Raw genomic sequence first — 26859 nt, 5'->3', positions numbered from 1 at the left:
TTAGAGTAATGAGATTAATATATTTTTATTGATTATCTTAAATATATTTTAAATAAGGCTAATTTTATGAAAATAATGAAGATATTAAAAACAGTAATAGGAGAAAGGAAATTTAATAAAGAAGAACAAATTGGCATAGATATAATGGATATTAAACCAATTAGAGATAAATTATATTTACCTTACTCCATAAATGCCTGGTATACCACAACACTTAATGAACCAATAACGTTTATTCAACTTCCTACTGCTATATCTGGCTCTCAGATTTTACTTCATATGACGCAAGGTTCAGGCGCAAATCAAGTCGTTTTTATTGATGAAGTATTATGGCCTTTAGGTCGTAAGCCTCTCTTATCTTGGAATAAAAATGCTATTGATATGATTCAATTTATAGCCCTTAACGGGACGTGGTTAGGGCGATTTATTGGTGGAGGTATGCATGTATCAGAATGACAATTTAATGTCTGTCTATAATTTGTTATTTGGGCACCAACGTTTTCTTGATAATAATACCGGTTTAACAATAGATAGAAGTAAACAGCACTTTGTTTTTAATCCTGATGGTGTTTTATCAAATAATAGGCATACAATCGGATATACACGCTTAGAGTCACAACCTAATGGAGATGCAACAACTGAAGGTCAATCTTTACAAATATTAGGTTATCTCTATGTATATAAAGCAACAAAAGATAAGTATTGGCTAGATAAGGCAATCTGGTGTTTTGATGCCTATATTAAATATTTCTATCAAGGCCAAGAAATACCCGACCCTCCCCATGATAGATGGTTAAGTCAATGGATTATTAATGGTAAAGAGCCTACTTTATCTAATTGGCCAATTAACTTTGATGAACCCACTAATTCAGGATTTATTGATACTGAAATTATGTTTGTTGATGGAACATGTCAAATACCACACGGAGCGCCTTATTGGGGGGAATATCTTGATATCGTGACACAAGCTTATCGTGGCGTATTATCTTATCCTAATATAAATGCCCGAGTTGTTGAACTGAATAATGATGGAAGTATTAATTGGAGCCAAAAGGGTGAGTCTGTTGAATTAGCATGGTTGATTGATTTATATGGACGAAAAATTGATAACCAAGGTCATATTTTAGAAGAAAGAGCAATTGAACCTAAAGGCTATGTAAAAATGGCATCGCCAATTAATGGATTATGGAAATTGTGTCATGCCAATATTCAGCCTGTTGAACAAGGCGGCTTTCTGATAACACGAAATATGGCATGGCATAATCGACCACTCAATATTCCTATTATCGATAAGCGAAATTATGGTAATGCTGCTGATGCTGAAGAATGGTTTTTAGAGGCAAGTTATACATTATGGAAAATAACGAACGAACGCCGTTATTGGTTAGCTTGGCGAAACAGTGCATTAATGTGTATGCGATATGCGAATATTGATTCTAACGATAAGTTTTTCAGGCAATCGACCACTGAGTTAAGTCCATTTACTGATGGGATTTCCTACGAGTATCACTACCCCAAGAGCCGTCATATCTCTCTTGATAGAAATAAACAAGGTTTTATTCGAATAGAGACAGATGGAAATGCAGTAGTGACTTTAGAACAACAAAGTATTTCAAAGAAAATTGATCAGAACTCTAAAATAACTATTAATGTAGGGGGAGTCGATAAAAATAAAGTACCATTAAAAGTCAGAATTAATATGGATACTACTTCACAAAGAAATAGTGATGTTGTGAAAAATTGGTTTTTACACCTTCCTCATACCTCTATTAATAATGACGTTATAAAGTATGAATTTAATGTAAGTTCATTTGTTCAAAAAAATAATGATATTGAATATCTTACAGTTAATGATGTGGGATATATTAAACTCGACGAAGATATCGAAACTTCATTTGAGTTCAAAGATAATATTATTGATGGTCGTTCAGCCACTGTACAACATGTGCGGCTCAAAGAGAACAGTAAAATAATGGTGGGTTTTTGGTTAACAACTGAAGGAAAGGCGATACCAACATCATTTACGTATAAATTGGATAGAGATAAATGGAAAATCATTATTTACGATGCTTATCTCTGGCGTTGGTATTGGATATTACCTATGACGAAAGATCAGTGGTCTACTATTCAATTAACGCCTGAAACACTTATATTAATGGATTATCAGCCTTATTATTCAGGCAATGAAATTAAACCTACACATCCGAATTTACAAGCAGTCTCTAGTGTCACTCTTGCTATTTATGAACTTGAAGAAGGCGATAGTTCAGAAATCACTTGGTATTGCTTTAACGATATACCAACTCATTTTAATGATCTTGATGGTTGGACACATAAGTTTTCAATCACTCTATCCGGTAATGATAGTTTTGAAGGGCTGATTGGTGATTGTGACATTAGCTATAATGACCTCAATAAGCTCGCATATACACCTGGCGTTATTCCTTTCTCCAATAATTCTACAAAAGATTCATCTCAATTCGATTCGTGGCGTGGATTACCTTATCCCGGTTATCAACATCCATTTATTTATATTTATGAAGAAAATGCGCAGATACATTTAGAAAATATGTGTCAGTTTCTGTTTGATGCTCAGAAAGCTTATGAAGATAAATTTAAGATAAAAGGACCCGTCGCGATGGCATATGTGTGGAACCGATGGGATAACATTGAGTATGGTGAGGCAGATACCTTTACTTTTAATCATTGGGGTAGTGATGCATGGGCTGGCTATCAACCTCGTGCATTCGCTTCTGCTGCCAGAGCGTGGTATGAATTAGTTTTATGTCAGAAAAGCATTCCTGAAAACCTTATTCAATTTACAAATAATTGGGTTGATTATCTTATTCATTTCTTCGAAAAAGTCGGTGGATTTCCTTGTGAATTTCCTGCTGACTCGCCACCGCCAGAAAATCGAAATTTTGTCGGTCATATGACAGGATTATGGCTATGTGGTCTCTGTTTTGCTTCTTTGTCTGGATGCAAAAATAACAAGCTAGATTGGATCATTGAAAAGTCTGTTACTGAACTTATTGAACACTATCACGTGGTGTCTCCGACAAGCCCAATGAATGGCAGTTGGTCCCCAGCAGTCAGAAAAGGAAGTGATAATGGGATGTTTTATGGTTTCTGGTCAGGTGAGATCTTACGGGGATTAGGTATGTATATATTGTATAAACAAGAAAGCTGATTAATAAATTAACCTTGCTTATTTTCCTATTACCCTCAGTTACGGCATGAATCGATAACCGATCCCCGTTTCTGTAATTAAATGCACAGGACATGCGGGATCGGTTTCTAGTTTTTGGCGTAAATGACCCATATAAATGCGCAAATAGTGGCTATGTTCAACGAAATTAGGCCCCCAAACATGTTGCATTAAATGCCGTTGAGTAAGCACTTTTCCGCTGTTATTAACCAATTCACTTAGTAAACGAAATTCAGTCGGCGTTAAATGTACAGGTTCATTTTGACGAGTAACAATACGATTAACCCAATCAATCGTAATATCGCCAAAGGTAAATTGTGTGTTTTCATTTTCTTGTTTAACAAAACGGCGTAGTGACGCTCTAACTCTAGCTAATAACTCACTAATACCAAAAGGTTTAGTTAGATAGTCGTCCGCTCCTGCATCAAGCGCTTTTACTTTGTCTTGTTCCGAATCTCGAGCTGAAAGTACGATAACGGGTGTACTACTCCATTGACGAAAATCTTGAATAAAGCAGAGACCATCTTTATCCGGTAAGCCAAGATCAAGAATAACTAAATCAGGCTTTCTTGATGCCGCTTCAATTAATCCTCGTTGGCATTCACTGGCTTCATAAACACGAAATCCTTCGTTCTCTAAAGCAAGCCGAACAAAGCGTAAGATCTCTTTTTCATCTTCAATAATTAAAATGTTATATGGAGTCACTGTTTTATTTCAATCTCATCAATATCAGGGAGTAATTTTAAAGGTAAAACAAAGTGGAAACTTGCTCCACCTTTTTTATGGTTTTCAGAAAAATTATTGTTTTCAGCCCAAATTTCACCCTCATGTAAGCGAATAATCGCGCTACATATCGCTAAACCTAAGCCAACACCAGGAATTGCGGATTCTTTTACTGCGCGTGAAAATTTATTAAAAATAAGTTGTAGTTGGTCAGTCGGAATGCCATTGCCTTCATCCCACACCTCAACATGAATTTTAGAGGCTTCAATATAGGCTCTTACTCCGAGCTTTGTGTTTGGAGTCGTATATTTTACTGCATTTTCAAGTAAGTTCGTGATAACCCGTTCAATTAAATTACCATCACAATAAAGCAGTAAATCAGCCGGAATATCAATTTGTAATGGATGTTTATCAAGTAAATAAGAGAGTGACCGAATGGCACTGCCTGTAATTTCTTGCAGTGAATTCCATTGTAAATTCACTTCAATACCACCAGATTGAATGCGTGCCATATCAAGTAGATTATTGACTAAACGCGAGGTTGTGAGGATCTGCTGTCGAATTTGGTTAACTTGTTCTGTATGGGATGAACCTTCAGCACTTAAATCGAGAAGCAAAATTTCTGATTGCCCAAACAGCACAGTAAGCGGTGTTTTTAAATCATGAGAAAGCGCCGCTAATAATGCATTTCTTAATTGCTCCCGTTCAATGTTAATTCGAGATTGTTCTGCAATTTCAGCTTGTTGTAATCGTTCGAGTGCATTAGCAATCAAACCATTAAACGTTTGCAATAGCTGCTGTTGTTCTGGAATAAGCAATTGGCGAAGATTATTAGGTTCAATAGCTAAAATAGCTAAAACTTGTTGAGATGCGGTAATCGGATGTAATTGGTAAGGCACACTTGGTAACGTATCTGTACCAGCACCTGCAATTTGGTCTTTATCACAACACCAGCGCGCAATGCCATTATCAATAGGTAAATGCCCCATACCTTTGGCATGAAAAGGCATTAATTCACCTTGTTTGTTGGGGAGTAATAAGCAAACTTTTGCATCAAACGCACTCGATAAAAAATGGTAACTGGTACGAACAACATCTTGTAATGTTACCGCGCGTCCCAGCTCTCTTGTCATTTCAAATAAGTGGCGAGTGCGTTGCTCTCTATAACGAGCAACGCGTGTTTGATAACGCATACCCGCAGTTAAATTACCGACTACCAATCCTACAATAAGCATGACTGTAAAAGTGATCAAATACTGCATATCGAGTACAGCAAGTGAAAAATGAGGCTGTACAAAGAACAAATCAAAACTAATGACATTGATTAATGCTGCAAAAATAGAAGGGCGACGACCAAAAAAGAGAGCAATTAATACTACGCCCAATAAATAGAGTGTCACTAAATTGGCTTTATCAAGCGCTAATAGAAATGTGCGAGAGAACAAGGTGATCGCTAAACATATTCCTATCGCTGTAAGATAGCCTTTTATCTCTTGTCGCCATTTTTCATTTTGTAGTGGTGCTGTTTTGGTTTTATAACGGAGCTCCTCGTCATTAAGAGCAACGCTGATAACATGAAGATCGGGTGCATAGCGTGCTAGTTTTTCTGCAAACCGCATCCGTATCCAACGTTTTAACCATTGCCATTTTTGATAAGCACGCTGACCAATAATCACTTTCCCAAGATTATGTTCTCTGGCGTAACGGATCACTGCTTTTTCAGCTTGGTTATCAGAAAGGATCGCGGTTCTTGCACCTAGATGTTGTGCCAGTTTTAAAGAGTGCAAAATTGCCCGGCGTTTATGCTCACCAATTTGATGAAGTTTAGGGGTTTCAACATAAATAGCATGCCATTGGCAACCAAAAGCGGCAGCATAACGAGCTGCCGTACGAACTAATTTGTCGTTACCACCATGAGCACCGAGACACACCATTAGACTATCTGTGGTGTGCCAAACAGGTGATGCTCCTTGGCTATCTCGAAATTCTTTAACTTGTGTATCAACTCTATCTGCCATACGACGTAAAGCTAATTCTCGTAGTGCGATTAAATTACCTTTACGAAAAAAGTGTTCGATGGCTCGTTCTGCTTGTCCGGCTAGATATACCTTGCCTTCATGCAAACGTTGTTGTAAATCATCAGGCGGTAAATCCACCATAACCACTTCATCAGCACTATCAAAAATATAGTCAGGGATCGTCTCTTGAACACGAATTCCTGTAATGCTTCCCACAATATCGTTAAGGCTTTCAATGTGTTGTACGTTTATTGTGGCAAGTACATCAATACCGGCATCCAATAGTTCTTCCACATCTTGCCAACGTTTAGGATGTCGGCATTTGTGTGGATTACTAAATGCCAGTTCATCCATTAATATCACGGCAGGATGTCTGGCTAATGCGGCATCTAAATCAAATGCTACAAGCTTTCTTCCATGATGATGAATACGCAGTGGTGGTAATAAAGGCAACCCATGAAGTAGCGCAGCCGTTTCTTGTCGTTGGTGCGTTTCAACAACACCAGCAAGCACATCAATACCTTGCTGGTGGAGGCGTTGAGCCTCTTGTAACATGGCATAAGTTTTCCCTACGCCAGCACAAGCGCCAAAAAATATTTTTAGGCGTCCACGAGTTGTTGTTCGCGTTGAAGCGAGTAAATCATCGGGTGAGGGTCGTTGCCACTGCTTTTCGAGTTCCATTTTATTGAGTACTCACTTTCTGCTGTTTTTCTGCACTTAATTTATCTAGTGCCTGATTTAGCATAAACACATTCACAACAGGTTCACCCATAAACGACAATAATGGTGATGTTGTATTGTTTTTTATTAATTGCTCAATTTCATTTTTAGTGAGTTGGCGAGAATATGCAATATTTTCAATTTGATAATAAGTTGCTTGTAGTGAAATATGAGGATCAAGCCCACTTCCTGATGCTGTGACTAAATCAACAGGAACAACATGTTGATTATCCGTTGTTTTTTTCCATGTTTGGATACGTTTAGTTATTTCATTAAGAAGTAATGGATTTGATGTTGCCAGCTGGCTAGCACCTGATGCCATGCTGTTATAGGGCATTTCTGACGTCATTGATGGACGACTTTTAAAATAATCATCCCGCGTAAATTGTTGCCCAATCAATTCAGAGCCAATAAGTTTATTATCTTTATACACGAGAGAGCCGTTTGCTTGCCACGGAAAAATAAGGTTGGCTAATCCTGTAACAAGTAAAGGATAGGCAAGCCCAGTTATTAGTGTGAGTAATAATAACATCACTAAAGATGAACGAAATAGATGCATATAAAACTCCTTAAAACCCAATAAACGCTAAGATCATATCGATGATTTTAATGCCAATAAAAGGGACTAATAACCCGCTGATCCCGTATAAAGAGAGGTTACGGCGCAATAATGAGTGCGCAGAAACAGGGCGATAGTGAACACCTTTAAGGGCTAGAGGGATCAAAAAGACTATAATTAAGGCATTGAAAATAACGGCAGATAACATTGCAGATGCGGGTGAATGTAAGTTCATGACATTAAGCATATTGAGTTGTGGGTAAGTGACTGCAAAAGCCGCAGGAATAATGGCAAAGTATTTTGCGATATCGTTGGAAATACTAAATGTAGTTAAAGCGCCTCGTGTCATTAGCATTTGTTTACCAATATGCACCACTTCGATTAATTTTGTTGGATTAGAATCTAAATCAACCATATTTCCCGCTTCTTTGGCAGCTTGAGTACCTGAATTCATCGCAACAGCGACATCAGCTTGTGCCAATGCAGGAGCATCATTAGTACCATCGCCGGTCATTGCGACTAATCGACCTTCAGATTGATATTGACGAATTAATGCCAATTTTGCCTCAGGTGTTGCTTCAGCCAGAAAATCATCAACACCCGATTCTGCTGCGATAGCCGCTGCCGTAAGATGATTATCGCCAGTGATCATGACCGTTTTTATACCCATTTGGCGAAGTTGAGCAAAACGCTCTTTAATTCCGCCTTTCACAATATCTTTAAGCTCAACAACACCTAAGATTTTCTGATTTTCGACCACCACCAGCGGTGTTCCCCCCGTTCTTGCCACTTGTTCGACTATTGTGGTGACTTCATCAGGAAAATGACCGTGACTGACTTCAATATGGCGACGAATAGCATCAACAGAACCCTTGCGGATCAAGCGTTCACCTAAATTAACGCCACTCATTCTTGTCATTGCAGAGAAGGGAATAAAAGAAGCCCCAATTGACGCTAAATCGCGTTCGCGCAAATTGAAACGTTGTTTAGCGAGGATCACAATGCTTCTGCCTTCAGGCGTTTCATCTGCAAGCGAACTTAGTTGTGCTGCATCCGCAAGCTGTTTTTCACTAATACCTGAAAGAGGAATAAAACGAGATGCTTGGCGATTACCCAGTGTAATAGTGCCCGTTTTATCAAGAAGCAAGACATCAACATCACCTGCGGCTTCCACAGCGCGCCCACTGGTTGCAATTACATTGGCATCAAGCATTCGGCTCATACCCGCCACACCAATCGATGAAAGCAATCCACCGATCGTAGTAGGGATCAAACATACTAACAACGCAATCAAGGTTACTACTGAAATAACAGCGCCATGACCTTGAAATTCGACAGCAAAAACACTAAACGGATAAAGGGTAATGCAAGCCAATAAGAAAATCAGTGTCAGAGCGGTTAATAGGATAGTTAAAGCCACTTCATTTGGCGTTTTTCTACGTTTAGCGCCTTCCACCATTCCAATCATGCGATCGAGAAATGAATTGCCAGCTTCAGCAGTGCAACGAATAATCAGCCAATCTGACAATACTCGAGTTCCTCCTGTTACAGAAGAAAAGTCACCGCCTGACTCACGGATCACCGGCGCTGATTCCCCTGTAATCGCACTTTCATCAACAGAAGCACCACCTTCAATCACTTCACCATCACAAGGAATAACTTCACCGGCATTGACTAAAACGATATCACCTTTATGCAGTGAGAAAGAGTCTACGGTTTCTTTCGAGGAATTAATATCTGCGTGATGTAAACGTACTGCTTTGGATTGTTGTTTGGCTCCACGTAAGCTCGCTGCTTGTGCTTTACTTCGACTTTCTGCTAATGACTCAGCAAAATTGGCAAATAGCAATGTCACCCATAACCAAATCATTACTTGTGAAGTAAAGTGATTATCATTAGGGAGATAACCTAACAGCGAAGCAATCCAAATTCCGCTAGTTAAAAGCGCACCAACATAAACAATAAACATAACGGGGTTACGCCATTGTGCTTGAGGTGTGCATTTTTTTATTGCATCAAAGAAAGCCGACATCACGGTTTTTCTGTCAAAAAGTTGCGTTGTTTTCATGATACGTTTCCTTATTTAGCCCAAAACAGTTGTAAATGTTCTGCTATAGGGCCAAGTGCTAATGCCGGAACAAAAGTCAGAGCGCCGATCATTAATACAGTGAGGATCAATAACAAAATAAATAGCGGTGAAGTGGTAGAGAGAGTTGCCAGGCTTTCTGGCTGACGTTTTTTCACGGCTAAACTACCTGCAATAGCTAAAACCGGTAACATGACACCGAAACGGCCAATCAACATGGCAAGCCCTAATAATAGATTGTAAAAAGGTGAGCTGGCGTTAAGTCCAGCAAAGGCACTGCCATTATTATTAGCAGCAGAAGTAAAGGCATATAACACTTCACTAAAACCATGAGGACCTGGATTTAAAATGGCTTCGCGACCAATATCAGTAAATAAGGCGAGGGTTGTGCCTAATAAAACCACGGCTGGAGAGATTAAAATAGCAACCGCTACCCATTTCATTTCAGCAACACCAATCTTTTTACCAAGGTATTCAGGTGCTCGCCCAACCATTAATCCAGCGATAAATACGGCTAATAATACATAGAGGATCATGCCGTAAAATCCTGATCCCACACCGCCAAAGACCACTTCTCCGGTTTGCATTAACCACATTGGCACCATGCCACCTAAAGCCGTTAATGAATCATGCATGGCATTGACTGCACCACAAGATGCCGCTGTTGTGACAGCAACAAAAATCGCGCTACCAATTATGCCAAAGCGTGTTTCTTTGCCTTCCATATTTAGTGAGCTATCTGTACCAGCAAAGATAAGCTCTGGATTTCCTTGCCATTCAGCCCAAGTGATCACAGCAACGGCAACAATGAAAATTAGCGTCATAGCCCAAAGTAAGGTATAGCCTTGGCGTTGCATCCCACTTAAACGACCAAAGGCAAAACATAAGGCAGTAGGAATAAGAAATATGGCAAGGATCTGCAAGAAGTTGCTGAATGACGTTGGGTTTTCGTAAGGATGTGCAGAGTTTGCTGCAAAATATCCACCACCATTTGTACCCAAGAGTTTAATTGCTTCTTGAGATGCAACAGGCCCCATTGGTAACCATTGTTGGTGTCCATCAAGACCTTGACTTAATACCGCAGGATGAAAGTTTTGTATAACGCCTTGGCTGACAAATAACAGCGACCAAATAATGGCTAAAGGCAATAAAACATATAACGTAATACGCCCAATATCGATCCAAGCATTCCCTAATGAGGTACAAGAAGATTGAGTTAATGCTCTAATTAAAACGAAGGCAACAGCAATACCTGTTGTTGCAGATAAAAAATTTTGTACGGCAAGCCCCGTCATTTGACTTAAATAACTGACAGCCGTTTCACCGCTGTAAGCTTGCCAATTCGTATTTGTGATAAAGCTAATTGTGGTATTTAACGCTAAATCCCAACTCATATTAGGGGCAAATTGAGGATTTAAAGGTAAATAGCCTTGGTTAAGCAATATGACAAATAATAGAATTGCGCCCATTAAATTAAAAATAAGTAGAGCGAGCATATAGTGATACCAGCTCATCGGCTGGATTGTTTTTCCTGCGGGTTTAAAACCACAACAACGCCAAACAATATGTTCGATTTGAGTAACCCAATGAGGTAAGTCACCTTCAATAAGGCGAGCTAAATAATGTCCAAGTATTTTCCCCATTACAAATAATGTGATAAGAAAAACAGCAAGATATATCCACATCGTTGTTGCCATTTTTAAAATGCCTCTGCGTTAAATAATACATAGATAAGATAAGCAGTGAGCAAAGCAACTAATGCCACAGCACCGAATATCAGCATCAGAACAATCCTTTTACTATTTAGATTTAGTGAGCGTACTTAATGGGCTGTAAAGATGTTGATAAAAAAGGAATGGGCGGTGTAAAAAAAGTATAAAAATGGCTGATAGGTGATTCATTGACTCCTTGATTGGTTGAAATAATGTCATGCCTTTGTTAGATCTAAGTTAGGTTTAAATTAAGTGAATAGAAATTAGCACTCTCTAGGGGATATTGAATGAATACTCTCTATCTAAAGACCAAATGGTTTTTATACTTCTTAAGCTTATTAATCATTTCATCTATCTGCATGGTTAAAGCGATGGCAAATTCTGATAAGGCATACCTAGTTACACTGGCACAAGAGGGAAATTTATCTGAATTAAAACGTCAGATAGAACAAGGTGCAAATATTGAACAACGTGATCTAAAGTTACGCACACCGCTAATGGCGGCTACACATGCCAACCAAATTGAGGTTGCAAAATATCTGATTGAGCATGGTGCAGATGTTAATGCCCGTGATGCTATTCATGATTCACCGTATCTTTATGCGGGTGCAAGAGGTTTACAGGAGATCTTAGAATTAACGTTATCGCATGGCGCCTCGCTTAAAAGTGTTAATCGTTATGGTGGAACAGCATTAATTCCTGCATCAGAGCGAGGTCATGTAAAAACAGTAAAAACATTGATTGATGCTGGTGTAGATGTTGATCATATTAATCGTTTAGGTTGGACGGCTTTAATTGAAGCAATTATTTTAGGTGATGGTAGCCAAAAATATGAAGAGATTGTGACTTTACTTATTAAAGGTGGAGCTAATGTTAATCTTGCTGATGGTTCAGGCCATACACCTTTAACCTTGGCTAAAGATAAAGGTTACACAAATATTGTTAATATACTTGAACAAGCGGGGGCAAAATAATGTCAGATAACCAATTTATACAACAAGCCATATCGCTTGCAATGGATAATGTGAAAGTGGGGGGAAGGCCATTTGGCGCAGTTATTGTGAATAATGGTCAAGTGATTGCAAGTGCTGTTAATCAGATAATAACGACAAATGATCCCACTGCTCATGCTGAATTATTAGCATTACGGGAAGCCGGTAAAGTATTAGGGCGAACAAAACTAGATGATTGTATTGTTTATGCCAGTGGACAACCTTGTCCAATGTGTCTTGCCGCAATGCGTATGGCGGGGATCTCTAAAATTTTTTATGCTTATTCTAATGAGGATGCAGAGCCTTACGGACTATCGACAGCCCATATTGCTAAAGTATTAAGAAAGGAACCAGAGCAACAAGATGGCCTTCAATTTACACAGATAAAAACCGAAGATGAAACACAACCTAGGCTTTATCAGTTTTGGTCGAAACAATCATAAGAACGTTAACTTTTTATATATCAAAGCCCTAAAAGCGAGAATTTATTTCGCCTTTAGGGCTTCACATTTTTACTGTCTATTGTAAATCAACAAAATAACTGCTTTTCAGCAGGGGTGACATTTAACTGAGATTGCCAGTTTTTTAGTGTTAATGTTGCCAGCATGGCTAAACCTTCGTAATAAGGGAATGCGCCTTGCAAAGATAACTTTTCTAAATAACGATAAGCCCATGGCAGAAGGTGTTCAACTAATAGCTCATTTAATTTTTCAGGGCGAGTTTCTGCAATCCATGCCACCATCATCACCATTAAACCAAAGTGATCTTCTGGCTCATTTTGAGTTAATGCAATATCAATGCCGTTTTCTAGCATCCACTCGCGTAAATCTAATGTTGAGTTACCGAATAATACATTTTCATGATCAAGATAAACAGAGCCCCAAGGTGGCGCCGGTAGTGCGTAAGGGCCGACAAATAAACGTTGATATGCCTGTGCTAAAGTTTCTTCCGCTAATGTGGTTTGTGAAAGAAGGTTAGCAATGCGTTGCTTTTCTTCATCACTGCCATAAGGCCATTCTTCAACCCACTTTTGACTAGATAGCAGCTCGACAATGTCACTTTTCTCCGTAGGTGCGTAATAAAACGCGGCGCCTAAAATACGCGCAGTGAGAGAGATATCAGTAATAAGTTGTTGTTCCATAATATTTTTATAATCCGCTTAGATTTATTGTCTTTACTATATGCGATTTTCTATCTAAACATAATGACGAAGATTAAAAAAGAGTGATACCTCATTATAAAAGGAAAACCGCCATAACAGATAAAAAGTATGGCTTTTTAACTATTACAGCGGTTTAAAGGTAGCCGTTTTTAATTAGCCAACTATCGCCATACCGACAGTCATATGTAAACCATAGAACACACCGCGTCCTATAAACTCACCAGCAAACACTAAAATAAAGCCCAATGCTAACAATGCAACAGAAGGGTTATTTTTACGTAACAGTGGCGCAATCCAGCAACTTAAGCCTAAAACTAAAGCCACTAATTTAATACCCATTAAAGCACCATAGTTAGGGACTAAATCCACCGCTTTTTGCACAGAGGTTTGAATAGAGCCTAATTCAAAACCTTGTGATGTTGCCACAATGGCACTCACAACAATCGCGATAACACTTAATATTGGCAATGCACTGACACAATTGAGGTTAAAACCCGCAATACGCAGTAAAAGTGCCGCTAAAATAGGGCCACCGATAAAGGCGGTTAGCACAAAATTAAATGTCGTGTAGCTGTTATACCAAGTTGGAACGGTATCAATTTGGTATACACGAGAGATCGCCGTAATAAATAATGCGGCTAATACCATAACCAGCGCGACCCATAATTTACCTAATGCAGCTGGCATTTTATTAAGTACAGCCAGTAACCAGTAAATACCACCCAGTGCAAAGAAAATTGAACCGCTGGCAATTTCATTACTTAATGATGAGTGACCTAGACGAAGTAATGAGTTAAATGCACGTAGTGGAGTTCCCATGTGCATCATGGATAGTAAGAAACCAATTCCCATTAATGCCCAGAGTCCAAACATGCTGTAATGCACTTTTCGGTTCATTTCTGCGGAGAGCTTACCCGAAAGAATAGCGCATCCCATAATAATAAAAGCGCCAGCAACACTTTGACCGATAACGGTAAAAAACATTAGTGGCCATTCATGCAATCCCACCATCTTACACCTCCCCTGGGTTTGCCAGATGACCGGTGGTATCACCCACAGGACGGCTATTGGCATTTAATTTAAGGACAATATTTGGCTTGGTATATTTTGCTGAAGGAAGTGGGGCGATTTCAGCTAAATCACCATATTTAGCGCGTAACTCTTCAATCGGTGCCATATCTAATGCACGTAGTGGACAAGATTCGACACAAATCGGTTTTTTACCTTCGGCTACACGCTCATAGCAACCATCACATTTGGTCATATGACCTTTGACTTCATCAAATTGCGGTGCGCCATAAGGGCAAGCCATATGACAATAGCGACAACCGATACAAATATCTTCGTTAACGACAACAAAGCCGTCTTCACGTTTATGCATCGCACCACTTGGGCAAACTTTGGCACAAGCGGGATCGTCACAGTGGTTACACGAAATAGATAGGTAATAAGCAAAAACGTTCTGTGTATAAACGCCATCTTGCTCTGTCCAATCACCACCCGCATATTCATAGATACGGCGGAAATTGACTTCAGGGGATAAATTTTTAAAATCCTTGCACGCCAGTTCACAGGTTTTGCAGCCGGTGCAACGACTTGAATCAATGTAAAAACCATATTGCGTTGACATAACCAGACTCCTTACGCCTTGACGACTTCAACAAGATTACTGTGAGAAGGATTACCCTTAGCGAGAGGTGAAGGGCGTTGTGTCGTTAACACGTTAATGCTACCTGCGTGATCGATACGGTTGCTATCTGGGTTATACCAAGCGCCTTCACTTAAACCGACTACACCAGGTAAAATACGAGGTGTAACTTTTGCGTTGATCCTAACTTCACCACGATCGTTATAAATACGCACTAAATCACCGTGTTTGATACCGCGCTTAGACGCATCAACAGGGTTGATCCACATCTCTTGAGGGCAAGCAGCTTTTAAGACATCAACGTTGCCATAAGTTGAGTGAGTGCGTGATTTATAGTGGAATCCTGTCATTTGTAATGGATATTTTTCCATTGCCGGGTCGCCATAACTTTCAAAGCCAGCAGAATAGACAGGCAGTGGATCAATCACATCGTCAGACGCCAGCTCCCATGTCGCTTTAATGTTGGCAAGCTGAGAAGAATAAATCTCAATTTTGCCTGATGGTGTGGTTAATGGGTTATTTTCAGGATCCTCACGGAATTTACGATAAGCAACGTGATGGCCTTCAGGATCGCGTTTTTTGAAGATACCTTGAGCTCGGAATTCTTCAAAAGTCGGCAGTTCAGGTAAGTTTTGACGAGATTGCTCGTAAAGATGACGTAACCACTCTTCTTGAGTACGGTTTTCAGTGAATTTTTCACCCACTCCCATACGTTTTGCAATTTCGCTTGTCATTTCATAGATATTACGGCTTTCAAAACGAGGTTTGATTGCCTGATCAGCGAAAATAACATAAGCCATATTACCCGCTGAAGCATCCATACAGAAATCCATCTGTTCTGATGCAGTGCAGTCAGGCAGTAGAATATCGGCATATTTAGCAGATGCTGTCATATGGTTATCGATCACCACAATCATTTCGCATTTTTTATCGTCTTGCAAAATGTCATGAGTACGATTGATTTCAGAATGTTGGTTAACTAAGCAGTTACCCGCGTAGTTCCATACCATTTTGATAGGTACATCAAGCTTGTCTTTACCACGAACACCATCACGGGTTGCGGTCATTTCAGGGCCACGTAAAATGGCATCCGTCCACATAAACATGGAAATGCTGGTGGTGACTGGGTTAGTTAGCGTTGGCATACGAACAAAAGGAATACTGTAAGAGCCTTCACGAGCACCAGTATTACCGCCGTTAATTCCCACATTCCCCGTTAAAATAGAGAGCATCGCAATAGCGCGAGAAGCAAGCTCACCGTTAGAACGGCGTTGAGGCCCCCAGCCTTGTGTAATATAAGCTGGTTTTGCTGTTGCGATTTCACGCGCTAATTTAACAATACGTGAAGCAGGGATGCCAGTGATTTGTGCTGCCCATTCAGGGGTTTTTGGCTGACCATCTGCGCCATCACCTAAAATATAGGCTTTATAGTGACCATTTTTTGGCGCACCTTCTGGCATAGTGGTTTCATCATAACCAACACAGTATTTATCTAAGAAAGGCTTATCCACTAAGTCTTCTTTGATCATGACATAAGCTAATGCATTGACTAATGCCGCATCTGTTCCCGGACGAATAGGGATCCATTCATCTTCACGGCCTGCACCTGTATCGGTATAGCGTGGGTCGATGATAATCATTCGTGCATCAGATTTTTCACGTGCTTGCTCAACATAATAGGTAACACCGCCACCACTCATACGTGTTTCGCCTGGATTATTACCGAACATCACGACAAGTTTGGTGTTTTCAATATCTGAAGGGCTATTACCATCTGCCCAACCACCATAGGTATAGTTTAAGCCAGCCGCGATTTGCGCCGTACTATAGTCACCATAGTGATTAAGATAACCACCACAACAATTCATTAAACGTGCAATTAATGTTGCACCCGGTGGCCAAGACTTCGTCATAGTGCCACCTAAAGTACCAGTACCGTAGTTTAGATAAATAGATTCATTACCATAATCTTTGATTAAACGTTTCATGGTATCTGAAATAGTATCAAACGCTTCATCCCATGAAATACGTTCAAATTTACCTTCACCACGTTTACCTACACGTTTCATTGGATAACGTAAACGGTCTGGATTATAAACACGACGACGCATAGAACGACCACGTAAACAGGCACGAACTTGGTGTAATTCTTCGTAGACATCATTGCCTGTGTTATCAGTTTCGACGTACTTAATTTCACCATCAACCACATGCATACGTAATGGACAACGGCTACCGCAGTTTACAGTACAGGCGCTCCATACCACTTTTTCGCTGTTGGTTGTTGGTTTTGTTTCTGAGGCGACGGCTTGATTAAAGGGGAGAGATAATCCCCCAGCAGTTATTGCTAAACCACCCGCTGCACCTGTTTTTACAAAACGACGGCGAGATAAGGGAGTGGAAAGTAACGCCATCTCTTTGATGTTTTTCATACATTACTCACTTGATTATTTATATTTTTAAGAAAAAAGAAGCCCATAAGCTTATAGAGAAATAATTATTGTTATTGTTGTTAAAAAATAAGCATTTTAACGTAGGCAATAAAACCCAACTGTTAATGTGGATACTACGTATTTTCTAAAAGTTGTAGTTGCTTTACATCAAAGAAAAGTGATTTATTACAAGCGTTACCAGTTTTTGAGGTTAACTTAAGTTTTTGTATTAATTAAATTTAATCATTTGATTAAATGTATTGTATAATAAAATATATAACGATTTATGAGGTATTGTAATGTTACGGATATCAGAAAATAGCAGAGTAATAATGTGCTATCTATCAGATTTAAATAGATTATTTACCAATAAAACTAATGAATGGAATATATTTTTCTAAAATTAAATTATTTAACATTATATTAATTTATTTAGCTAAACAAAAAATAAATTGTTTAGCTTGTCGATTGTATTCATTTCTCTCTTACTATCTAAATAAGATTAATTATCTGTTTTTTTGTCGTTTAGATCACAAATAAAACGCTTTTATACGCATATTTATTGCCATTTAAGATAGGTTTTTATTTAATCAAGTCATTAGCTAAACCGTTTTAGTTTTTGTGGTTTCTATTAATAATCGTTTATAAATGAAGTAAGAGTTACTGAGGCTATGATGAATATTGAAAATATTGCTCGCCAACTAGTACCTTTATTGGGAGGTGCTGAAAACATTGCCAGTGCGGCGCATTGTGCTACTCGTTTAAGACTTGTATTAGTCGATGACACTAAAGCTGATAAAGAGGCAATCAATAAATTAGAGGGTGTGAAAGGGTGTTTTAGTAACGCAGGGCAAATTCAAGTGATTTTTGGTACTGGCTTAGTCAATAAAGTTCATGCTGCATTTATTGCGGCTGCCGGCATTGGTGAATCAAGCAAATCTGAAGCTGCCAATATTGCGGCTAAAAAACTCAATCCATTTCAACGTATTGCCAGACTGCTTTCTAATATCTTTGTTCCCATTATTCCCGCTATTGTGGCGTCAGGTTTATTAATGGGGTTACTGGGATTAATGAAAACTAACCAATGGGTAAGTCCTGATAATGCACTCTATATCATGCTTGATATGTGTAGCTCTGCGGCATTTATTATTTTACCTATTTTAATTGGCTTTACAGCCGCAAAGGAGTTTGGCGGAAATCCTTATCTTGGTGCAACACTCGGTGGAATTCTAACGCATCCCGCATTAACTAATGCATGGGGCGTTGCTGCGGGTTTTAACACCATGAATTTCTTTGGATTAGAAGTCGCCATGATTGGTTATCAAGGCACTGTTTTTCCAGTATTACTTGCCGTTTGGTTTATGAGTGTATTGGAAAAACAATTACGTAAAGTTGTTCCTAATGCCCTCGATTTAATTATCACGCCATTTTTAACCGTCATTATTTCAGGGTTTGTCGCGTTATTAGTCATAGGGCCTGTTGGTCGACTTTTAGGTGACGGTATTTCATTATTATTAAGCACCTTAATTACACAAGCGGGTTGGATTGCAGGGCTGATTTTTGGTGGACTCTATTCTGTGATTGTTATTACAGGTATTCATCATAGTTTTCATGCAGTTGAAGCTGGTTTATTAGGCAACCCAAATATTGGGGTTAATTTTTTATTGCCAATTTGGGCGATGGCAAATATTGCTCAAGGGGGAGCTTGTATTGCTGTTTGGTTTAAAACCAATGATGCAAAAATTAAAGCTATTACGATCCCCTCAGGCTTCTCCGCTATGTTAGGCATTACTGAAGCTGCCATTTTCGGGATCAATTTACGTTATGGAAAACCATTTATTGCGGCTTTAATTGGTGGTGCAGCTGGAGGCGCTTGGGTTGTAGGCTCGCATGTTTATATGACAGCCGTAGGGTTGACTGCCATTCCGGGTATTGCAATCGTGCAAGCAGGTTCAATTATGAACTATATTATTGGCCTTGTGATTGCCTTTGTGACTGCGTTTGTTATCTCTCTTTTGCTGAAATACAAAGTGGAGTCTGCATAAATGAACACAAACGAAGGGTTATCTGCGATTTTACAATCGGTCATGCGTAATAGCGCTAAAACCATAAAAGATAAATATTATCCGCATTGGCATTTAGCGCCAGTAACTGGGTTATTAAATGATCCCAATGGGTTTTGTTTTGATGGCGAATATTATCATCTATTTTATCAATGGAACCCTTTGTCTTGTGAGCACAAACATAAATGTTGGGGTCATTGGCGCTCAAATGATTTGATTACTTGGCAGCATCAACCTATTGCTTTATTGCCTGATGAATTTTACGACAAAGATGGCTGTTATTCCGGTAGTGCCGTGATCCACCAAGGGCAATTAACCCTTTGTTATACTGGTAATGTCAAATTTGAGGATGGCTCTCGTACGGCATGGCAATGTTTAGCTATTGAAAATAAGCAGGGAGGGTTTGATAAGTTAGGGCCTGTATTAGGGCTTCCTGAAGGTTATAGTGGTCATGTCCGTGATCCGAAGATATGGCAATATAATGATGTCTGGTACATGGTATTAGGCGCACAAAATTTAGATAAACAAGGAAAAGTTTTACTCTATCGTGCATCTCACTTATATCAATGGCAATTAGTCGGCGAGTTAGCGGGAAGTTATTTAGGCGGGTTAGCTGATGCGGGTTATATGTGGGAATGCCCAGATCTCTTTGAATTAGATGATCATTTTATTTTATTAACATGTCCCCAAGGTATAAAAAAAGAGCAACAGCGATTTTTAAATTCGCATTCTAGTGCCTATTTAATAGGAGATTTTGATTATTCAACATTGCAATTTCAGCATGGTGATTTAATCGAACTAGATGCAGGTTTTGAGTTTTACGCACCTCAAACAACATTAGCGAATGGTAGACGTTTATTATTTGGTTGGATGGGAGTTCCTGATGGTGAAGAGATGTATCAACCGACCATTGCTAATGGTTGGATACACCAAATGACTTGCCCTCGCGAATTACATATAAAAGAAGGGAAGCTTTATCAACAACCCGTAAAGGAGTTACAGCAACTCAGACAAAAGCCAGCATATTGGCAGGGTATTGCTGATGATGCGCCAGATATTAGCGGATTTTTATTTGAACTTGAAGTAGAACTATTCGGCTCTCTTACTATTCATTTTTCTGATACTCTTGTTTTACTTATTGAGAATAATCAAGCCGTACTAAAACGCCGTAGTGTTAAAAACGGGGAATGGCAATCACGTTTCTGGTCTGGTGAGATAAAAGATCTTCAAATATTATGTGATAGCTCAAGTGTAGAGATTTTCTTTAATGGTGGTGCTGGCGTAATGAGTAGTCGTTTTTTTCCTTCAGAAAAACGGACTATTTGTTTTTTGGGAAAAGACACCATAAATCTTACAACTTGGCAATTAAAGAATATATTACTTAGCTAAATAAGATTATATACACAGTTTAAATTTAGCGAACGTGACATTAAGTAGAATAACAGTGAAAAAACAAAAACGTATCACGATCACCGACATTGCAAAATTAGCCGGTGTTTCAAAAACAACGGCAAGCTTGGTGTTAAATGGCCGAGGTAAAGAGATGCGCGTTTCGGATGATACCATCGCGCGTATTACGACTATTGCTGAACAATATCAGTATAAGCCTAATATTCATGCTCGCTCTTTACGTGATAATCGTAGTTATGCGTTGGGATTAGTTATTCCTGATATTACTAACTATGGTTTTGCTTCCATGGCTTATGAGCTAGAAATATTATGCAGAGATGCGGGTATCCAGTTACTTATTTCCTGTACTGATGAAAACGCGGCTCAAGAAACGCTAGCAATAGAACATCTGTTATCACGACAAATTGACGGTTTAATTGTGGCTTCTTGTTTACAAAGTGATTTTGAATATCAACGTTTAAGTAAACAAATACCTGTTGTGTTATTTGACCGATATTTTGAAGGAACAACATTGCCTTTTGTTGTCACCGATTCAATAACGGCAACACAACAGCTTATTGCAGAAATTGCTTCGACAAAAGGTATTGATGAATTTTATTTTCTAGGTGGGCAGTCAACACTTTCACCGACTAAGGATCGTCTTTTAGGTTTTACGCAAGGGCTTTCACAAGCACAAATCAATCTAAAATCAGAATGGGTTATTCATGGACATTATCACCCAAGTTCGGGTTATGAAATGTTTGGCTCTTTGTGTGCATCGCTAGGGCGAGCGCCTAAGTTTGTTTTTACTTCTGCTTGTGGCTTATTAGATGGAGTGTTGCGCTATCTAAGTCAAAATAAACAGATGCAAAATGAAGTCTATTTGACAGGTTTTGATGATCACTATCTTTATGATTCATTATCAATACCCATAGATACAATTGCTCAAAATAACCCTGAGTTAGCTTCACACTGTTTCCGACTGATTATGGGATTAATTAACCAGACAAATTTAGGATCTCATCAAATTTTTGTTCCAGCAAAAATTCATCAACGACATGAGTAAGACTGAGCAATTTTATGCAATCATCAGTATAGTGTTTATGATACAAGCTGATGATTTTTACTGTTGATGGAGTCAATATTCAATGCGACAAGAGCAGGCTAAACTTATTCACCTTCCTGAGCTTAATAGCCTTGCTTATCTGCAAGCTGAATATTTATATCAAACTTTCTCTCGCCATACCCATGAAGGCTTCTGTATTGGTGTAATTGATGATGGCGCACAACAGTTTTATCGCACAGGAAGTGAACATATAGCCCCTAAAGGCGATATCATTATTGTTAATGCAGATGAAGTTCATACTGGCTCCTCTGCGGTTGAATCTGGTTGGGCGTATCAAGCTATTTATCCCACACCAGAATATCTGCAAACATTAACGCGTGATTTACAGCAAGAGCGTGGTTCAACGCCATGGTTTCCTGATGCCGTCATTCACGATCCGGGTTTAAGTCAGCAGCTTTTATTGCTTTTTTCATTATTAGAACAACCCAATAATTTTCTACTTAAAGAGTCTCTGTTACTTTCAACAATGGCAATGTTGATATTGCGTTATAGCAAAACACGAATTCAAGAAAAGCCGTTGAGTGCAATAGGTCAACGCTTGCAATGGGTAAGTGAATTAATGAATGACACACCTGAAAATGAATTTTCACTTAATACCTTAGCCGAGATGGTAAATTTAAGCCCTTGGCATTTTTTACGTCAATTTAAAAAAGAAATTGGCATGACTCCCCACGCTTGGCTTATTCAAGCGCGAATTCGCAAAGCAAGACAATTACTTTCTTTAGGTCATACGCTTTCTGATGTTACACAACTTTGTGGTTTTTCAGATCAAAGCCATTTTCATCGCCATTTTAAAAATGCCATTGGTGTCACGCCGGGTAATTATTTAAAAGGGCTTCGATTGTCATCCTCTTTAAAATCCCCTTTATTGTCATAAAAAATAAATGATAGTAAAAAAGTACAGCGTAATAAAAAAACAAAATAGCAATTTTATACAATCCCATTTATCTTTACTGACTGATAATCATTCTCCATAGAATGGATGTATTAGAAGTGAAGACGGGTAAATGGAAAAAATCAAAAATAATAATGAAGATAGGCAAGTAATGCGTGCTTTCGGCCTTGGTGCCTTGCATGTTTTGCCTTTATGCCTTGCGGTTATTCCTTGGGGAATATTAGCGGGATCAATGGCAGTTGATGCAGGGTTAACCTTTGCTCAAAGTGTCGGAATGTCTGCAATTATATTTGCAGGAGCAGCACAATTAGTCACACTAGGATTGGTAGTTTCTGGTGCGGGAATGCTGACCATTATTGTTTCTGTCTTTTTTATTACAGCACAACATCTTTTATACGGATTGACCTTACGTCCACATGTCGCCCATTTAAAATGGTATCAACGTATTACGATAGGATTTTTATTAACGGATGAGCTTTTTGCCGTTTCAGCACAACCAAAAGTAAAACTCACACCCGCTTATATGATAGGTGCGGGATTATGTTTTTATTTAGCGTGGGTGGCTGTCAGTATTGTTGGCATTATTATGGCAAGTCAAGTTTCTGATTTATCTCGTTATCATCTTGATTTTTCTATTGTTGCTACTTTATTAGCGATTGTTATTCCGTTAATAAAAACATTTAGTACGTTAGTCGGCGTTATTGTCTCTTTTTGTCTCTCGATTATTTTTAGTTGGTTGAATATAGAAGGTGGCGTAGTTATTGGTGGATTAACAGGCATGTTTATTGCTGTTTGTGTCGCTAGAGCAAGAGGAGAACAAAAATGACATGGTCGTTATTATTAATTTTGGCACTGGTCATTTTCATGTTGCGTTATTTCTTTCTTGAACCGGCGATCCCCGTCAAATTACCGTCAGTGATCAGACAAGCATTAGGATATTCTGCACCTTGTTTATTAACAGCAATCTGTGCGCCAATCGTGCTGTTAGAAAAAGGAGAATTTAAAGGTTTTTTAGATAATCCTTATCTTTGGGGAACCTTATTATGTGTAGGATTGGCGCTTAAAATACGTAATACCTTAGTGGTGGTTTTACTCACATTAGTGGGTTTTTATTTGCTTAATGCCTTGTTAAATTAAATATCAAGGTGATTTTATCTAACATAATATTTACATTTTAGAATTATCATTTCTGTAATAATATAAGTCGTTATTTTATCAGCCGTCTTTGAACGGCTGATTCTACCTCTCTTTTCTTAATCACCATTCTTTATTCGACTCGTTTCACCTCTCACTTTTAACGTATACCAATTGATATTGTGTTAAAGAAATGTGATCTAAATTGCTTCGGTTTGGTTTTGCTTTTGCTTTTGCTTTTGGTTTTTTGTTTTGAATACCATCGCAGAATCACTGACCTAATCTCCTTATTCTCGTTATCAATGATACGGAGGCACTTTATATGTTTTCAGAAGAACGGCGGCAGGAAATTTACACCATCATCAGGGAACAAAAGAAAGTTAAAGTGGCTCAGCTTGCGGAAAGATTCAGTGTCACATTAGAAACTATCCGCAGTGATTTGAAATACCTTGAAGGAGAAGGGTTGATCAAACGTTGTCATGGTGGCGCCATACTAGGGAAACAAGAAATTAAAAAAATAAGTAAATTTAGTGATAGTTTTGATATTTCATGTTTATTGCACGATTTATTAATCGTGAGAGAACGTAAAGATAGAAAGCCTGAAGGCAAAGTCTGTGTGCTTGGGTCGTTTGTGGTAGATATTATTGCCAATGTCGATTCTTTTCCAAAAGTTGGTGAGTTAATTAACTCTAAAAGTAATTCGATAGGCCCTGGTGGAAAAGGAACAAATCAAGCAATGGCTGCCAGTTTTTCTGATGCGAAAGTGCACTTAATAACGAAAGTGGGTGAAGATCATTTTAGTAAATACGCTTATAAATATTTACAAGAAAGTGGGATTGATTCTTTTACTATTTTTCAAACAGAAATAGAACCAACAGGTAGTTCAATTAGTTATTTAGCTGATAAAACACAAAATAATATTACAGCGACTTATTTAGGGGCGAACAATACGTTTTCAGATCAAGAAATTGATATTTCTTTGCCCTATGTAAGTGAAGCGGATGTGTTATTGCTCCAAGGTGAAATTAATATAGAAGCCAATATTAAAGCCGCACTGTTTGCAAAATCGGTTAATAAAACAGTTGTACTTAATGTTGCACCTTATAACGAAAACCTAAAGCAACTTTATTCAAATCTTGATTTTATTACCTTAAATGCGAATCAAGCATCACATTGGGCTGACATTGAAATAAACGATATTAATGACGCTAAACAGGCTATTGACGTTATTTCAGGTGATGAAAACAAGAAAGTCATTATCTATATGGATGAGCTTGGTGTGGTTTATTTTGATGGACGAGCCACATTTCATATACCCCCAATGCCATCGTTGCGAGTGGATACGATGGCAGCCACGGATGCTTTTAATGGCGCATTTGCTTCAAAAATAGCGGCGGGAGGCACAATGCATGAGAGTGTATTATTTGCCAGTGCTTTCCTCTCTGCATTTATAGAACAAAAAGGCGTAACAGCAATGCCTGTGCTTTCTCAAGTTCAGGCTCGCCTTAAATCAAGGCTCGAAGATATTCGACCACACATAATCTGCAATGAGAAAAGGTGCATATAATGAAAAAAACACTTCTGGCATTTACCCTATGCAGTTCCATTTTTACACTTCCGGCTTTTGCTCAATACCCTGAAAAGCCGATTACTATTGTTGTTCCTTGGGCTGCTGGAGGTAATACTGATACAGTTGCACGCCTAGCAGCTAAAGGGCTACAAGAAGAATTGGGCGTGACTGTTAATGTGGTAAATAAAACTGGCGGTAGTGGAGTTGTAGGTCACGATGCGATTAAAAATGCAAAGCCCGATGGTTACACGCTGGGGATTGCAACAGTTGAAATTACCATGATGCATCATCAGGGAATGACGAATTTAACTTATCAAGATTACACACCGATTACACGCCTTGCCGTTATTTATGGTGGATTACAAGTTGGAAAATCTTCGCCATTTAAAAATGCACAGGAAATTATTGATTACGCGAAAACAAATCCGGGCAAGTTAAAAGCATCGGGTAGCGGCTTAAATTCAATCTGGCATCTCAATACGATTGGTATGTTGCGTGCCGCAGGGTTACCTGATAACGCCATTCGCTTTATTCCATCACAAGGTGCAAGTGCTGCATTACAAGAGCTTGCTTCTGGTGGTGTTGATATTGTGACTTCTTCATTAGGTGAAGCGGACAGCATGGTAAAAGCTGGATTAGTGAAACATATGGCAGTTATGTCAAATGAGAAATCGGCTTTTTATCCTGATGTACCGTTATTCAAAGAAGCCACACCTTATAATTGGGATCTGCAAGCGTGGAATATGCTAGTTGCGCCAAAAGGGCTAGATAAAGAAGTACAAGATAAACTCACTGCGGCAATGAAAAAAGTGTATGCCTCTGGTGAATTAGCCGAGTTTGCAAATAAACAAGGTTTTGAAGTTATCGAATTATATGGCGATGATGCCACTCAATTTATGGCCAATGAAGATAAAAAGTTTGGTGAAATTATAAAGAAATAACTGAGGAAACGGCTGAACAACAGCCGTTTTTATGCCTATGCTAAATCGTCATATTATATCGCTAATATTTTGTTGCTTTGGTTTATTTCTTATTGTTTATAGTGCGTATTCATTAGGTGATTTTAGTGAATATGGTGCCGCATTTATGCCTTCCATTATTGGCGGTGGCATAATTATATTTTCATTAATCGATATATTTTCACGTGATCAAGAAAGTGATATTCCATTAGTTTCATGGCATGAAATCAAATTTGTTTTATTAATTATTGGCATTATTCTTTTTTATGTTTTTGCATCAGATTATCTAGGTTTTATTTTAACAGGTTTAATTATTACAGCACCGCTAATGATGAAGTATGCAATAACAAAACCTATATACAGTTTTATTATTTCAGCCAGTGTGGTGTTAGGTGTGTATTACTTATTTACCGCTGTACTGTTAGTACCGCTACCTCAGCTATTTTCATAAATAGAGAACAAC

Annotated in this window: 23 protein-coding genes; 13 read left to right on the top strand and 10 right to left on the bottom strand. The window is 38.6% G+C overall.

What is annotated here, in order from left to right; all coding sequences use genetic code 11:
• Window positions 1–66 precede the first annotated feature (66 nt).
• Both DK857_RS12330 and DK857_RS12325 read left to right on the top strand, forming a co-directional pair.
• Entirely contained in the window at window positions 67–456 is a 390-nt protein-coding gene (locus DK857_RS12330) for a hypothetical protein (RefSeq protein WP_109402321.1), read from the top strand.
• Entirely contained in the window at window positions 443–3190 is a 2748-nt protein-coding gene (locus DK857_RS12325) for a phage tail protein (RefSeq protein ID WP_109402320.1), read from the top strand. Before DK857_RS12330 ends, DK857_RS12325 begins: the two co-directional genes overlap by 14 nt.
• A gap of 39 nt (window positions 3191–3229) precedes the next feature.
• On the opposite strand, the gene kdpE is transcribed toward DK857_RS12325, so the two are convergent.
• Genes kdpE through DK857_RS19595 form a run of 6 tightly spaced genes read right to left on the bottom strand, consistent with a single transcriptional unit; the run spans window position 3230 to window position 11097 of the window.
• Complete coding sequence (kdpE, locus tag DK857_RS12320; protein ID WP_075673117.1) at window positions 3230–3913, bottom strand: two-component system response regulator KdpE; 684 nt, start codon at window positions 3911–3913, stop codon at window positions 3230–3232.
• On the bottom strand, window positions 3910–6630 hold the full coding sequence (gene kdpD, locus DK857_RS12315; RefSeq protein WP_109402319.1) for a two-component system sensor histidine kinase KdpD: 2721 nt from the start codon (window positions 6628–6630) through the stop codon (window positions 3910–3912). The genes kdpE and kdpD overlap by 4 nt, the downstream gene beginning before the upstream one ends.
• Window position 6631: 1 nt before the next feature.
• On the bottom strand, window positions 6632–7228 hold the full coding sequence (gene kdpC, locus DK857_RS12310) for a potassium-transporting ATPase subunit KdpC (RefSeq protein ID WP_109402318.1): 597 nt from the start codon (window positions 7226–7228) through the stop codon (window positions 6632–6634).
• A gap of 10 nt (window positions 7229–7238) precedes the next feature.
• Window positions 7239–9296, bottom strand: coding sequence for a potassium-transporting ATPase subunit KdpB (kdpB, locus tag DK857_RS12305; RefSeq protein WP_109402317.1), 2058 nt, complete (start codon window positions 9294–9296; stop codon window positions 7239–7241).
• 11 nt (window positions 9297–9307) lie between these two features.
• Entirely contained in the window at window positions 9308–11011 is a 1704-nt protein-coding gene (gene kdpA, locus DK857_RS12300) for a potassium-transporting ATPase subunit KdpA (RefSeq protein WP_109402316.1), read from the bottom strand.
• A gap of 2 nt (window positions 11012–11013) precedes the next feature.
• Entirely contained in the window at window positions 11014–11097 is an 84-nt protein-coding gene (locus DK857_RS19595) for a potassium-transporting ATPase subunit F (protein ID WP_392487059.1), read from the bottom strand.
• 216 nt (window positions 11098–11313) lie between these two features.
• Here DK857_RS19595 and DK857_RS12295 point away from each other — a divergent pair, with 216 nt between their 5' ends.
• Together DK857_RS12295 and DK857_RS12290 are read left to right on the top strand one after the other, a co-directional pair.
• Entirely contained in the window at window positions 11314–12000 is a 687-nt protein-coding gene (locus tag DK857_RS12295) for an ankyrin repeat domain-containing protein (protein WP_109402315.1), read from the top strand.
• Complete coding sequence (locus DK857_RS12290; RefSeq protein ID WP_109402314.1) at window positions 12000–12461, top strand: nucleoside deaminase; 462 nt, start codon at window positions 12000–12002, stop codon at window positions 12459–12461. The genes DK857_RS12295 and DK857_RS12290 overlap by 1 nt, the downstream gene beginning before the upstream one ends.
• A gap of 86 nt (window positions 12462–12547) precedes the next feature.
• On the opposite strand, the gene dmsD is transcribed toward DK857_RS12290, so the two are convergent.
• The 4 genes from dmsD to dmsA form a co-directional block, all read right to left on the bottom strand.
• A complete protein-coding gene (gene dmsD, locus DK857_RS12285; RefSeq protein WP_109402313.1) occupies window positions 12548–13159 on the bottom strand; it encodes a Tat proofreading chaperone DmsD in 612 nt (203 codons plus the stop codon).
• 174 nt (window positions 13160–13333) lie between these two features.
• A complete protein-coding gene (locus DK857_RS12280) occupies window positions 13334–14191 on the bottom strand; it encodes a DmsC/YnfH family molybdoenzyme membrane anchor subunit (RefSeq protein ID WP_109402312.1) in 858 nt (285 codons plus the stop codon).
• Window position 14192: 1 nt separating this feature from the next.
• A complete protein-coding gene (locus DK857_RS12275) occupies window positions 14193–14810 on the bottom strand; it encodes a DMSO/selenate family reductase complex B subunit (protein ID WP_109402311.1) in 618 nt (205 codons plus the stop codon).
• 11 nt (window positions 14811–14821) lie between these two features.
• Window positions 14822–17260 (bottom strand): dimethylsulfoxide reductase subunit A, encoded by a 2439-nt coding sequence (gene dmsA / locus DK857_RS12270; RefSeq protein WP_109402310.1) that lies wholly within the window; start codon window positions 17258–17260, stop codon window positions 14822–14824.
• A 674-nt stretch (window positions 17261–17934) separates the two neighbouring features.
• On the opposite strand from dmsA, the gene DK857_RS12265 reads away from it, so the two are divergent.
• The 9 genes from DK857_RS12265 (at window position 17935) to DK857_RS12225 (ending at window position 26847) form a co-directional block, all read left to right on the top strand.
• A complete protein-coding gene (locus DK857_RS12265; protein ID WP_109402365.1) occupies window positions 17935–19305 on the top strand; it encodes a sucrose-specific PTS transporter subunit IIBC in 1371 nt (456 codons plus the stop codon).
• Window positions 19306–20712, top strand: a complete 1407-nt coding sequence (locus DK857_RS12260) for a sucrose-6-phosphate hydrolase (protein ID WP_109402309.1) — start codon at window positions 19306–19308, stop codon at window positions 20710–20712.
• Window positions 20713–20767: 55 nt separating this feature from the next.
• A complete protein-coding gene (locus DK857_RS12255) occupies window positions 20768–21778 on the top strand; it encodes a LacI family DNA-binding transcriptional regulator (RefSeq protein WP_109402308.1) in 1011 nt (336 codons plus the stop codon).
• Between the two features lie 82 nt (window positions 21779–21860).
• A complete protein-coding gene (locus tag DK857_RS12250) occupies window positions 21861–22715 on the top strand; it encodes an AraC family transcriptional regulator (protein WP_109402307.1) in 855 nt (284 codons plus the stop codon).
• Between the two features lie 130 nt (window positions 22716–22845).
• Window positions 22846–23559, top strand: a complete 714-nt coding sequence (locus DK857_RS12245; protein ID WP_226892290.1) for an AzlC family ABC transporter permease — start codon at window positions 22846–22848, stop codon at window positions 23557–23559.
• The gene (locus DK857_RS12240) at window positions 23556–23870 is read left to right on the top strand and encodes an AzlD domain-containing protein (RefSeq protein ID WP_109402306.1); all 315 of its coding nucleotides are present in this window, start codon (window positions 23556–23558) and stop codon (window positions 23868–23870) included. Before DK857_RS12245 ends, DK857_RS12240 begins: the two co-directional genes overlap by 4 nt.
• A gap of 319 nt (window positions 23871–24189) precedes the next feature.
• Window positions 24190–25434 carry a PfkB family carbohydrate kinase gene (locus DK857_RS12235; RefSeq protein ID WP_098942785.1) on the top strand — a complete coding sequence of 415 codons (1245 nt, stop codon included), beginning with the start codon at window positions 24190–24192 and terminating at the stop codon, window positions 25432–25434.
• A complete protein-coding gene (locus DK857_RS12230) occupies window positions 25434–26378 on the top strand; it encodes a tripartite tricarboxylate transporter substrate binding protein (RefSeq protein ID WP_109402305.1) in 945 nt (314 codons plus the stop codon). The genes DK857_RS12235 and DK857_RS12230 overlap by 1 nt, the downstream gene beginning before the upstream one ends.
• 31 nt (window positions 26379–26409) lie before the next feature.
• Window positions 26410–26847 carry a tripartite tricarboxylate transporter TctB family protein gene (locus DK857_RS12225; protein ID WP_109402304.1) on the top strand — a complete coding sequence of 146 codons (438 nt, stop codon included), beginning with the start codon at window positions 26410–26412 and terminating at the stop codon, window positions 26845–26847.
• Window positions 26848–26859: the final 12 nt, after the last annotated feature.

Origin of the sequence: Proteus terrae, from assembly GCF_003144325.1 — a bacterium.
Taxonomy (GTDB): Bacteria; Pseudomonadota; Gammaproteobacteria; order Enterobacterales; family Enterobacteriaceae; genus Proteus; species Proteus terrae.
This window is presented reverse-complemented; position numbering and strand designations above follow the sequence as displayed.